The sequence below is a fragment of the Bradyrhizobium sp. NBAIM08 genome (assembly GCF_020193935.1).
Classification (GTDB): domain Bacteria; phylum Pseudomonadota; class Alphaproteobacteria; order Rhizobiales; family Xanthobacteraceae; genus Bradyrhizobium; species Bradyrhizobium yuanmingense.
On the sequence record NZ_JADYVR010000006.1, the window covers coordinates 69,162 to 80,972 of the forward strand.

Below are 11,811 nucleotides of genomic sequence, written 5' to 3' on the forward strand. Positions count from 1 at the left end.
GGGCGACGCGCTTGCGCTGCGGGCGCAAGAGCGAGGCCAAAAGAAAAGTCGAAAAACAACCCCATGCACAGTAGGAGGCCCTTTGATCGACAAGGCATTTTCCCGCCAGTCGCAAACGGCGGTCGCAGCCGTGATCAACTTGACCCGTCGGGCAAAACACTGGCAGGATGCCAGCGTGGCAGCGATCAGGCCGGGAGCAGGCCGCATGCGCGTCCTGCGCGCGCCGCCTCCACCACGCCGACGTTGAGACAGATCAACACTCGACCTGCGCGGCCGCCCGAACTTTCCATCAGCGCATCGATGGAAGGGCGGCTACATGCAGATTCTGCTCAGGGAAATCCGGAATACCCCTTTGCTCTGGATGCTGGCCTTCGTGCCCATCGTGCTGGTGGCCGAGGCGGTGGCGCCGCATTCCCACACGCTGCTGTTCGTGCTCGCGGTGCTGGCCATCGTTCCGCTGGCGGCGCTGCTCAGCCACGCCACCGAGGCGGTCGCCGCCAAGACTGGCGATGCCGTGGGCGGATTGCTCAATGCAACGCTCGGCAATCTGACCGAGCTGATCATCGCCATCACGGCGCTGCGCGCCGGCCAGTACATGCTGGTGAAGGCCTCGATCGCGGGCGCGATCGTCACCAACGCGGTGTTCATGCTGGGCGCCTGCCTGTTGCTGGGCGGCCTGCGCTATCATGTGCAGGAATATAACCGCGCCGGTGCGCGGCTCTCGTCCGGCCTGTTGCTGATGGCGACCGTCGCGCTGCTTGCGCCTTCGGCGGTCGCCGATCTCGACCACCTGCCGCAGGGCGAGGGCATCCTCAACAAGCTCAGCCTCGGCATTTCGGTCCTGCTCATCACAGCTTACGGGCTCGGCCTGTTGTTCTCGCTTCGAACGCACAAGGAATTGTTCGCAAGCGCCGGTCACGGCGACGACGACAAGGAGGCGCACTGGCCGATCGGAACGGCCGTCGGCACGCTGCTGGTCGTCACCGTGCTGGTCGCGCTGGTCAGCGAGATCTTCGTGGAATCGGTGCAGAAGGCGGCGGAAACCTTCGGAATGAGCCCGGCCTTCGTCGGCTTCATCGTCGTCTCGCTGGTCGGCGCCGCCGCGGAATTCGCGGTGGCCTTCGCCGCGGCACGCAAGGACCGGCTCGACATGGCCGTCAGCATTGCGCTCGGCAGCGCCTCGCAGATCGCGTTGTTCGTCGCACCCGCTTTGGTGCTGCTCAGCTATGTCGTGGGGCCGAAGCCGATGGACCTGCAGTTCTGGCCGGGCGCGGTCACCATGATGATGATCGCGACGGTGACGTCGGCCTTCATCACGGCCAGCGGGCGCTCGGCCTGGTTCGTCGGCGCCCTGCTGATCTTCATCTATGCCGTGTTCGCGCTGACGCTGTACGTGGTCCCGCCGGCGGGGCAGGGGTGAAGTTCGGTGCCCCTCGATCTCGCTCCGGCAGGCTATTGGTCGTACGAGAAAATGTCGGCTCCAGGCCGCGATCGTCGGCGTCAGCTCGGGTGCATGGCGGCGCGATGCGCAGGGATCAGCAAACCGCGAAGGTTAGGCGTGCCTCGTCGAACCCACCTTACGGCACAAACGTGCTGAGCTCGTAGACGACGACCGCAGCGCCGAGGCAGCGCCGCCAGGGATTCACGCCGCGGATAATCTCATCGGCGCCCCAAATCACTAGTCCGCTTTTAAAGACGATTGTCAGGGCGACGCTGGCTCTTCCCGCGGAAGGCCAGATCCAAAGCAGAAGGCCCGCGACGATCACGATCCATAGAATGAGGTTGGGCCATTGCGCGATGGTGATGGCACCGGTTTCGCGGCTCCTGAAGAACCAATCGAGGAATCGGCGCACGATCACCGCGTCAGTCAGATCACGACCTCACCCTCTTCGCGGCCCGTCCAATAAGTGATGCGCTTGGCTTTGACCTTGATCAGGACGATGCCCGGCGTATCGATTCCGTTTTCGAACCACTTGTCGAGGTCGCTGGTCCAATGCTGTTGGAAGGCGGCCTTGTCGCGGATCAGCTCGGCAGTCCCTTCGACCGCGAGGTAGATTCCCTTCGAGAATAGGCCCGCCTCCGATGAGAATCCGAGCGCTACCTTGGGATTTCGTTGGATGTCCGACACCGTTCGCGCCTGTTCGTAGGTGAAGTAGTACGAGGTGCCGTCGTAGGCGACGTCGCCGTTGTTGCTCATCGGACGGTTGGCAATCTCGCCGTTCTCGGTGTGCGTCGAGAGAATGGCGATGTCGATGCCGGCCATTTCCTTTGAGATTTCGGCGAGCGATTTCTTGGGCATGAACTTTCCTCCAGTGGAGCGGAGGCAACGATTGGATTGGGCCCATGTTCCCCGAAGCCGGGCACGAAGTGCGCGCCCGCGGTTCAGCAATGACTCGCTTATTGCCGGCGGCGGTCTGGCGGTTGGCCGCCATGCTCGCCGAAAATGGCCGCAGGTGCGGCCCTGCGCTGGTTGCCGCGCTCGCCGGCTCGTCAAGACCCGACGTGACGACCGACCTCGACCTGATCCTCCCAGTCCTCCCATTCGACATTGTTGATGTGGAGGTAGCTCGAGACGGCCGAGCCGATGGTCGGAAAGAACTGGGCTTCGCCGACCTGCGCATACAACCCGAACCGCTTCAGCTTGTCCTTCACGGGATCCTTCAGCTCGGCAAAGCAAAGTTCGATGCTCCTGACGTGGAGCGCCTCGTCCAGTTCGGCAATTGTGTCGCAGGCGGTGACGTCGACGCTCGTGACCGGTTCGGCGGCGACGACCAGCCAGCGCACGGGTGTCGGCGATTGCTCGACCGCGGCCAGAATACGTTCCTTGAAGAACTCGGCATTGGCGAAGAACAGCGGCGCGTCCCAGCGGAACAGCACCAGTCCGGGTATCAGGCGGGCATCGGGATATCTCGTGATGTCGTGATAGCCCTTGACGCCCTGCGCCCGCCCGAGAATTGCGGAGTGCGGACGCCAGCCGTCCCACAGAAACTCGGCAATGGCGACCGCGATGGCGAGGCCGATTCCGGGAATTGCGCCGAGCACGGCTACGCCCACGAAGCACAGCACGGTCAACCAGAATTCCCAGCGCTGGATACGGTAGATTCGTTTGAGATCACTGATCTCGATCAGGCCGATTGCGGCTGCGATCACCACGGCGGCCAATGCGGCATTCGGCAGGTGCTGCAACAGGTTTGGCGCAGCCAACAGAAGGAACGCGATCGCAAACGCGCCGACGACACATGTGAGCTGGGTGCGGGCGCCGGCGGCTTCGGCAACGGGCGTGCGCGAGGAACTGCTGCTGATCGGGAAGCCCTGGAAAAAGCCGGTCGCCAAATTGGCCGCGCCGAGGCCCACCATCTCCTGGTTCGGATCGACCTTGTCGCCCAGACGAGCAGCATAGGTTCGCGACAACACGCTGGTATCGGCGAACGAGACCAGAGCGATGGCGCAGCCGCCGGCCAGCACGGGGATCAGATCGCCATAGCCGATCCTGGGAATGGAGAAGGCCGGCAGACCTTGTGGAAGTGGCCCCAAGACTTTCACACCATAACCAGTTCCCAGATCAAGGAGTGAGACGACAAGGGTCGCTCCGACGACGGCAATCAGGATTCCCGGCAGTCGCTTGCTGTCCTTGAGCAGCAGGATGACGATCAACGTACCAAGTCCGACTGCGAATGCGGCCCAATTGATCTTGCCATCACCGATCCCAACGGCGATCGCCCATAGGTCTCTCAGCGGTCCTTCGCTTTCGATCGAGAAGCCGAGCAGCTTTGGCAACTGGCTGATCAAAACGGTCAGCGCGATCCCGTTCATGTAGCCGTACCGTATCGGCTTGGACAGCAGCTCCGTCACGAACCCTAACCGTGCGATGCCGGCCACAATGAGCACCGTTCCCGAAACGAGCGCCATCATGGCGGCAAGCATTGCGGCGCGGACCGGATCGCCGCCGGACAGGGGAACGATGACGCCGAGGATGACAGCTGCCAGCGCCGAGTCCGGTCCGAGCACGATGATGCGGCTCGGACCGAACATCGCGTAGGCCAGAAGCGGGACGATGGTCGCGTAGAGGCCGTGGATGCCCGGCAGACCGGACGCCACGGCATAGGCAATTCCGACCGGGACAAGCATGGTCGCCAGCACGAGACCTGCGAAGACATCATGCCGAAGCCAGGCCGCTTCGTAGTACCGAAGCGTATCGATCCCGAGCACCCAACGCGTCCAAACGTTCACCGCGCGCACTCCAAAGGCCGGTCGCCATGCGAAGCGATCGCCGGTCAACAGACGATCAACACGGATATCTGCAGTCACGTGTCGGCTCGCCGATAGCGCGCGACGATCTCGCAACGACTCGACCACTCGCTTGACGCAAATCAACGTTGCCGTAACCCCGACTATTCCGCGGCGCAGCAATCCTTGGGACGAGAGCCTTCGCTCCTAGACCTGATACCGCAACCCGCCATCCACCGAAGGGCCGAGAGCCTTTTTCTGTGCCATCCTTCGCGACGCCCGCTCAGGCGGGCTCCTGAGCAGGGAGTGTGTGGCTGCAGTCTCGGAAGACACTGACGCCGATTAGCCTCATCCTGAGGAGGCGCGTAAGCGCCGTCTCGAAGGACGAGGCGTGCGCACCGGCCAAGTCATGTGCGATAACCTGGCCATCCCTCACGTTCGTCCTCACCGCACGATCATCGACTCCGGCCAGTTCGGTGCTTGCCACACCGTCGACCACGGCTGGTCACCCCCACAGCCGCGCGCCGTGACATCCACGCGGACGAGCACGAAGCTGCTGGTGCCACTGGTATAGCCTTCGGTCGTTCCCAGGCGGTAGACGTGACGAAGGCGAGAGCTCGGACACATGTCTGTTCCGGTCTCAGCCTCGAACACGCCGGCCTCCTTTCGCCAGGTGATGAGGCCCGGCCGCGGCGTGGTGCCGAACCCGGTGTTCTGTGCGAAGAATGGAAACGCGACGAGCTTCGGATGGCGCGCGTCCTTAAGGTCGAAGACGAGATGACTTCCCACGATCCACTGACAATATACGAGGACGAAACGGCGCTCTCTCTCGACCAAGAAGCGAAGCGGAATCTCTTTCATGCCTTTTTCGACGTCGCAGTTTTCGCGTTGTGCTGCGCGCGCCACCTGCCGTGGGACCTCGGCGAGGGCTGAGACCTGGAAATCCGTTCTGCCTCCAAACCGGATGGGATCGAAGGCGGCAGTCTCATCTCGACTGCCGGCGCTCTGCTTGTCCTCGCCGAACGCGGCGGAGGTCAAGTGAACTGCGGCGAGGAGCATCAAGAGACCGACCCCAACCCTCACGCTCTTCAATGTCGAACGCATCGCATGAATTCCTAGAACTGATACCGCAAACCCCCCATCCACCGGGATCACCGCTCCCGTGATGTATCGCACCCGCGAGGCCCAAAACACTACGAGCGCACTCATGCGGTCAAGCCGGGCCGTTTCGGCGATCTCGAGCCAGCTGTGGTGGCACGAGAACAACTGAAGGGACACGCCTGGGTGTGTAACGGGCATGGGCGCGATGAGGCAAGTGAAGGACCCGCATCCGGGAGTTACGATCCTCGAAATTTGAGGCGCTCCCAACGTGGGCTTGGGCTGTCGACTCGCCTACTGCCAAGATCGGCGCCGCATCGCCAAGCTACCAGTAACTTTTGAACGTTTGCGCATTCGTCGTTCCTCAGCCTTTTCCAGGCGGGTACGAAGGTTCTGAAGCTCCGTCAGTTGAGAGCTGAGCGACAAAACACGTTGACGCAGAATCGCAATACGGTCGCACTGACCACGAGTACTCATGACGCGCCCTAAACTATGACTGTCAGGAAATGAACAGCTGGGCCAAGAAACAGAATGGACTTAAACCTATGGGTGTTGATGACCATAGCAAAGGTTCATGAAATTTGGTTGACACGCGCGGCAGGGACGTCGCCGACCGCGATCGGAACATGCCAAAGATCAAAGCGCCGTTGGATCGGTGATTTTGCGCGACCACCCCAGTTCGATTCCGAGTTCTTACGGAAAACCGCTGCTAGAGCACAAGCCCGAGCACCAACCAGCTGGCAACAGACAAACAGACGCCAATTCCCAAATACGGCAATGCAATGCGCATGGTCATTCCTCCATGCCTAGACGCGACGAGAACATGGTCAGATACGCAGATTCGGGGCGCCAGCCCTATATTCCATGCGATGTATGAGCTGTTTAACGGCATCCGACGAGCATATTTAATTTGACTTTTGAATATGGTCAAAATTATATGTATTTGAGTTAATTGCTATATTTAATTTGGGCGTGTCGCCGCGCCGCAACACATTATCTACGCGTGTTCTGATCGGGTGCCGAAACCATGCGAACAGGCTGGGCGATCGCTCCATTGGAGTTGCTCTTGAGAGAGGCGTGATGCATGCGCCAATCAATCGATACTGCACCCAGGGACCGAGAAAGCACCCGAATAGAAGATGCGGCGGAGGAGCTCGGTCACGGGTCGCCCGAGACGGGCAGATTGGGCGCAAAGGACGGCTCAGCGCTCCGCTCTTCACGGACCCATTGGTGGGGTGAGACCGAGGATATCGATCCGGAGGAGACGGGTAGTTCGCTCATTGCAGCTGTCGTTCTGGTCGCCCTTATCTTCGCTGGGGTGACCCTGCTCGGTGCTTTCGACCCGTTCAACGCACAACCGACTGCCGAAACAACTCGAATCGACGGCGGGAGCGCCGCCGGCCTCGACCAGCGGCCTGACTTCGCGACCGGATCGCCAGCACTCCTTCAGAGCGAAATGTCCGAGGCCCCGATTCAGGCGGTCTCCGCAAGCGCGGCGGGCCCGCCACCACGGCTCGACGCCGACGGGCGCAGTGACGCGCTCTCCGGTGAACTGGCCGGCGCGCGCAGGGAGCTCGAAGAGGCGGTCCAGCGCACGCATGCAGCGGAAATTGCCACGGAGGAGCTGCGGCAGTCTCTTCAAATTGAGCGAGCCCGCAGCGCCGCCTTCGCGGACGAACTTGCCGGAACCCGCCGCGAAGTAGAGGCTCGTATCGCGCAGGCGCGCGAGGCGGACGAGGTGGCCGCACAGCAGAGGGATGCGGCGGCGTGGGAGATCGCTGAACTGCGGCAGTCCCTGCAGCAGGAGCGGGAAAAGAGCGCCGTCCTGGCGAAGCGAGTGAGCGCCGCGCAGGCGATAGCGGCAAGCGCTGAGCAAGAACGCTACGAGGCGCAGTCACGCGCCGCCGCCCTCGCGAGCGAGCTTGCCGGCATGACTGGCGGATCGGCTACGGCCGACGGTGCGACGGCGGAACAAAGCGAGGCGGTGGGCGGGGAGATCGCGGAATTGCGGCAGTCCTTGCAGCAGGAGCGCGAAAGGAACGCAGCCCTCGCGCAACAAGAGGACGCCGCGCGGTCGGCAACGGCGAACGCCGAGCAACAACGCCGTGCCCTCGAAGAGGCCCAGGCTCATGCTGCCGCGCTGGAGAGCAAGCTTGCGCAAACGCGCGGCGTCATCGAATCGCTGAACGGGCATCTGCGCGAGGCGAACGATGCAGCCTCGCAGCAGAGACAGGCAGCGAACCGGGAGATCGCCGAACTGCGACAGTCGCTGGAGCGGGAGCGGAGCAGGACTGAAGCCAGGGAGAGCGAGATCGCCTCGGTATCGCGCCTTATCGATCAGCACGCCCCGGCGGCGCAAAGAAACGGCGGCCCGACCTTGTCGACGGCGCAGAACGTGACCGCAACGGAGCCGCCGACGAATCCAGGCCAGGACGAGGTGGAGGCCCGATTGATCCCGCGTGCCAGAGCGTTGCTCGATCAGGGCAATATCGGTGCAGCGCGGATTGTGCTCGAGCTTGCGGCTGAGAAGAACAGTGCGCAGGCGACCTTCATGCTCGCGGAGACATATGATCCGGCGGTTCTGTCGGCTTGGGGTGCCTATGGAACGCGCGGCGAGGCGGCCAAGGCGCGCGAGCTCTACGCGAAGGCACAGAGGAGCGGCATTCGCGGAGCCAAGGAACGACTGGATGCTTTGCATCACTGAGAGTGGGCTTTGCATTCATGCCGGGAAGAGTGGTGACGGTGGGCAATCCGGAAAGGAACGACATGAACAAGCTGCCAAGGTCGCTCTCGTCGCTCGTGCTCGCCGCGCTGGTGCCGATTGCCGTGCTGCTTCAAACGACTTGCCTGGAAGCACAAACCGCAAGATCCGCCAAGGCCGATGCACAAATGCTCCGACGGCCGCTCCCTCAGGAGAGCGAAAAGGGCCGGATGAACGCCTGGACCGTCGGGCTCGCCGGCGGCCTGCTCGAGGGCGCGCCGATCCGCCTCGCGGCAGAAATGGCCCGTGTCGTCGACGACGGAGCAGAGCTGCATCTCCTGCCGATCGTCACCCGGGGCGCCACCGACAATCTGAATGCGCTGCTCTATCTGCGTGGTGTCGATACCGCGATCATCAATTCCGACGCGCTCGAGGAGTACAAGCTTCAGGTTCCGCAGATCCAAAGCCGCATCACTTATCTGCTCAATCTGTTTCCGTCCGAGTTGCACATCTTCGTGCGGCCGGAGATCACCGGCCTGCAGGACCTTGCCGGCAAGAAGGTCAACTTCAATACTCAGGGCACCGCAGCCGCCTATTCCGGTCCGCTGATCTTCAGCCGCCTCGGCATCGACGTCGACAAGACGTTCATTCCGCATCAGCTTGCCCTGGAACAGATGCGCAAGGGGGAGATGTCGGCCGTCGTGTTCATCACGTCGAAGCCCGTGGACGCCTTCGTGCGAGGCCGCTGGGAAGCTGGATTCAAGTTCCTGCCGGTCCATTACGACAGGAAGTTCGAGGACTATTATCTGCCGGCGACCTTGAACGCCAACGAGTATCCCAATCTGATCAAACAGGGTGAGCGGGTTGCGACTCTTGCCGTGCCGACGGCTCTCGTTGCATTCAACTGGCCGCCACGCTCAAACCGCTATCAACGCGTGGCGCGCCTCGTCGAGTACCTGTTCTCGCGGATTGACCGCCTGCAGGCACCAGGCTTCGATCCGAAATGGCAGTCCATCAATCTCGCGGCGTCCGTCCCCGGGCTCACCCGCTTCCCGGCTGCGCAGGAATGGCTGGATCGCAAGGCACGCAGCGTACAGGCGAGGCCATGAAGAGTGCCGTTCCTCCGTTCGCCGTCGCCTTGAACGTAGCCTGCGGAATCGCTTACGCGCAAGACACGGGCGATGCCGTCGAATCACTTCGGGCTTGTTCGGCGATGGAAGGGCGGGGCCGGCTGGAATGCCTGCAAGAACTGTCACGTAAGATTCCGCCGCCCGGGCGGCGGGCGTCAGACGGCGGCTGGCTGATCAGCGAGACCACCTCGCCGGTCGACTATTCACCCGTCGTCACCGCCACCACCTTTTCGGTTGGCGGCTCGGATGGAGCCACGATGCAACTCGCAATCCACTGCCGCAAAGGCCGAACGGAAGTCACGGTCGTCGGACCGGCGCTGTCACGGAGCGCCAACGAATACGTCATCTCCTTTCGGCTGAATGCGGACACGCCGATGCAACTCGCGGCGGCGTCGCCGTCATTCGGCTCCGGCGTCGCTTTCGGGGGCGACGTCGTAAAGTTGCTGAACGCGCTACCCGACGAGGGTCACATCGTCGTGCGCCTTTTCGCCCGCACTGGTCAGGTGCAAGACGGACAGTTCCTGCTCAGCGGATTCGAGAACGTGCGCAAGAGAATGGCGGCTGCATGCAAATGGCCACATAGCGTCGCCAGACCGGGAAGGTGATGGTCAAGGAACGGGAGACACGAGATGATCAATCCGAAGTTGACGATAGCAATCATCGGCGGCCTGGCGATGGTGCTTCTGGTAGAACCAAGCGCGCAGGCGCAACAGGACAACCAGTTGATCCCGCAGATGAGCGAGAAGAATCAAGCACGCGATCCGAAGCAACCGACTAGACGGATGCACGTGAGCAAGCCGGGGCAGACTCACACGAGCAAGCAAACCGCTGCGACACGGGCGGCGATGGCTCAGGCGACAAAACCCGAGATCGTCAAAAAGCCGCACCAGCTGATATTGCAGGTCAATTCCAACGAACCTGCGATGATGAACCTCACGCTCAACAATGCCACCAATGTCGCGCAATATTACCGCGATCTCGGTGAACCAGTCTCAATCGAGATTGTCACCTTTGGTCCCGGTCTTCATATGCTGCGCGATGATACCTCGCCGGTAAAGCCACGCATCGAGGTGCTCGCGATGAGCAATCCCGAAATCTCCTTCAAGGCCTGCGGCAACACCCAGGAAAATATGCGGAAGGCGGAGAACAAGGACATCAATCTGATTCCGCAGGCGACGGTGGTCAAATCGGGTGTCGTCCGCGTCATGGAGCTGCAGGAACAGGGCTGGAGCTACGTCAAACCGTGAGGTCCGGCGACAATGAGGCTGTCGGATGCGCAGTGAGAGCGGAATGGCTTTAGGTTGAATCGATTGCCACGGGCTCGGTGCAACCTCTCCCGCTCTTGTCAGCCGAAGCCTTGGCGAAGGCGGATGCGGGAGAGGTCACGCCACCGGCTCGCGCCGACGGCGCGCCCGACGACAGGCTCCGGCGCGGGTCAGGGCTTTCTCCTCTCGGGGCTATCCCATTGCGGAAACATTCCCCAGCCCTCTCTCACAAGCGGGAGAGGGAGTGTACTTGCCTTGTAGCAATCTCCTTCACCAGCTCGGCGAGGAGATCGGTACGGCGCGCCACGCCGACGACGCGCACGCCTTCGGCGGCGAGGCCCCTGGCGATGGCGCGGCCGATGCCGATGCTCGCGCCGGCGATGACAGCGGTTTTCGATTTGAGCCCGAGGTCCATGGCCGCACGCTCCCTTGGTCCTGCCTGCTTTTTGTTGTTCGTTTGCCGCTCTGTCCCGCGGGCTTGCGAATTGCCCGACCGGGACGAGCAGTGGTAACCAAGAGGCTTGCCGAAGGACAAGAGCCTTGGCGAGGGAAATACGAAGAACAAAGGCGTCGAAGGATGGTCTGGGATCCGCAGCAATATCTGAAGTTCTCCGGCCATCGGCTCCGGCCGGCCGTCGACCTGTTGATGCGGATTCCCGATTTTGCCCCGCGCGCGATCGCCGATCTCGGCGCCGGCGCCGGCAACGTCACCAAATTGATCAGGGAGCGCTGGCCGGAGGCACGCGTGACCGGTGTCGAGGGCTCGGCGGAGATGGTCGCGGCAGGACGCAAGGCCGCGCCTGACGTGGAATGGTCACATGAGGATCTCGGCCATTGGAGTCCCGCTGGGCAGTACGACTTGATCTATTCCAATGCCGCACTGCATTGGCTGCCCAATCATGCGGCACTGTTTCCCTCGCTGATGGAGAAGGTGACGCCCGGGGGCATGCTCGCGGTGCAGATGCCGCGCAATTTCCTCGCGCCTTCGCATGTGCTGATCGGCGAGACTGCGCTCGACGGCCCATGGCGGTCCAAGGTGGAGCATCTCGTCACCCGGCCGCCGGTGGAAGGGCCGGCCTTCTATCACGATCTGCTCGCGCCGATGTCGGCCAACATCGACATCTGGGAGACCGAATATCTGCAGGTGCTCGAAGGCGACAATCCCGTGAAGGAATGGACCAAGGGCACCTGGCTGACGCGCTATCTCGACGTGCTCCAAGGCGAGGAGAAGGCCGCGTTCGAAGCTGCCTACGGGGTGCGCGTCGCAAAGGCCTATCCGAAGAATGCGGCGGGGCAGACGCTGTTCCCGTTCCGGCGCCTCTTCATGGTCGCGCAACGGAAAGGCTGATGGCGCTGCCGCAACGCGGCATAGCACGCGTTGCCTTGGACA

Annotated in this window: 10 protein-coding genes and 1 pseudogene; 6 read left to right on the forward strand and 5 right to left on the reverse strand. The window is 62.4% G+C overall.

All coding sequences use genetic code 11. The annotated features are described in order from the left end of the window. Positions 1-316 precede the first annotated feature (316 nt). A complete protein-coding gene (gene cax, locus I6F37_RS21315) occupies positions 317-1,420 on the forward strand; it encodes a calcium/proton exchanger (protein WP_225152595.1) in 1,104 nt (367 codons plus the stop codon). A 157-nt stretch (positions 1,421-1,577) separates the two neighbouring features. Here the strand turns inward: cax and I6F37_RS21320 are convergent, their stop codons facing one another. The 4 genes from I6F37_RS21320 to I6F37_RS21335 form a co-directional block, all read right to left on the reverse strand. After that, positions 1,578-1,853, reverse strand: a complete 276-nt coding sequence (locus I6F37_RS21320) for a hypothetical protein (protein ID WP_225127481.1) — start codon at positions 1,851-1,853, stop codon at positions 1,578-1,580. A gap of 14 nt (positions 1,854-1,867) precedes the next feature. Then, the gene (locus I6F37_RS21325) at positions 1,868-2,299 is read right to left on the reverse strand and encodes a pyridoxamine 5'-phosphate oxidase family protein (RefSeq protein WP_109144574.1); all 432 of its coding nucleotides are present in this window, start codon (positions 2,297-2,299) and stop codon (positions 1,868-1,870) included. A 191-nt stretch (positions 2,300-2,490) separates the two neighbouring features. Next, the gene (locus I6F37_RS21330) at positions 2,491-4,230 is read right to left on the reverse strand and encodes a sulfate permease (RefSeq protein WP_225152597.1); all 1,740 of its coding nucleotides are present in this window, start codon (positions 4,228-4,230) and stop codon (positions 2,491-2,493) included. Between the two features lie 441 nt (positions 4,231-4,671). Then, complete coding sequence (locus I6F37_RS21335; RefSeq protein WP_225134175.1) at positions 4,672-5,331, reverse strand: hypothetical protein; 660 nt, start codon at positions 5,329-5,331, stop codon at positions 4,672-4,674. Positions 5,332-6,508: 1,177 nt separating this feature from the next. On the opposite strand from I6F37_RS21335, the gene I6F37_RS21340 reads away from it, so the two are divergent. The 4 genes from I6F37_RS21340 to I6F37_RS21355 all read left to right on the forward strand — a co-directional run bounded on the left by I6F37_RS21340 (position 6,509) and on the right by I6F37_RS21355 (position 10,403). Then, the gene (locus tag I6F37_RS21340; protein WP_225152599.1) at positions 6,509-8,029 is read left to right on the forward strand and encodes a hypothetical protein; all 1,521 of its coding nucleotides are present in this window, start codon (positions 6,509-6,511) and stop codon (positions 8,027-8,029) included. 62 nt (positions 8,030-8,091) lie between these two features. Next, complete coding sequence (locus I6F37_RS21345; protein ID WP_225152601.1) at positions 8,092-9,135, forward strand: TAXI family TRAP transporter solute-binding subunit; 1,044 nt, start codon at positions 8,092-8,094, stop codon at positions 9,133-9,135. Next, positions 9,132-9,761, forward strand: coding sequence for a hypothetical protein (locus I6F37_RS21350; RefSeq protein WP_225152603.1), 630 nt, complete (start codon positions 9,132-9,134; stop codon positions 9,759-9,761). Before I6F37_RS21345 ends, I6F37_RS21350 begins: the two co-directional genes overlap by 4 nt. Positions 9,762-9,785: 24 nt before the next feature. Beyond that, on the forward strand, positions 9,786-10,403 hold the full coding sequence (locus I6F37_RS21355) for a hypothetical protein (RefSeq protein ID WP_081494513.1): 618 nt from the start codon (positions 9,786-9,788) through the stop codon (positions 10,401-10,403). Positions 10,404-10,683: 280 nt separating this feature from the next. Here I6F37_RS21355 and I6F37_RS21360 read toward each other — a convergent pair. Further along, positions 10,684-10,836: pseudogene (locus I6F37_RS21360) on the reverse strand (SDR family NAD(P)-dependent oxidoreductase); the annotation flags it as partial. 162 nt (positions 10,837-10,998) lie between these two features. Between I6F37_RS21360 and I6F37_RS21365 the strand changes: the two are divergent. After that, positions 10,999-11,769: a methyltransferase domain-containing protein gene (locus I6F37_RS21365; RefSeq protein ID WP_225152605.1), complete on the forward strand. Its 771-nt coding sequence runs from the start codon at positions 10,999-11,001 to the stop codon at positions 11,767-11,769. Positions 11,770-11,811 lie beyond the last annotated feature (42 nt).

Excerpts from the sequence above, each read along its gene's own strand:
- I6F37_RS21345 (WP_225152601.1), top strand. The coding sequence starts at position 8,092 with ATGAACAAGCTGCCAAGGTCGCTCTCGTCGCTCGTGCTCGCCGCGCTG.
- I6F37_RS21355 (WP_081494513.1), top strand. The coding sequence starts at position 9,786 with ATGATCAATCCGAAGTTGACGATAGCAATCATCGGCGGCCTGGCGATG.
- I6F37_RS21365 (WP_225152605.1), top strand. The coding sequence starts at position 10,999 with ATGGTCTGGGATCCGCAGCAATATCTGAAGTTCTCCGGCCATCGGCTC.
- I6F37_RS21325 (WP_109144574.1), bottom strand. The coding sequence starts at position 2,299 with ATGCCCAAGAAATCGCTCGCCGAAATCTCAAAGGAAATGGCCGGCATC.
- I6F37_RS21335 (WP_225134175.1), bottom strand. The coding sequence starts at position 5,331 with ATGCGTTCGACATTGAAGAGCGTGAGGGTTGGGGTCGGTCTCTTGATG.
- I6F37_RS21350 (WP_225152603.1), top strand. The coding sequence starts at position 9,132 with ATGAAGAGTGCCGTTCCTCCGTTCGCCGTCGCCTTGAACGTAGCCTGC.
- cax (WP_225152595.1), top strand. The coding sequence starts at position 317 with ATGCAGATTCTGCTCAGGGAAATCCGGAATACCCCTTTGCTCTGGATG.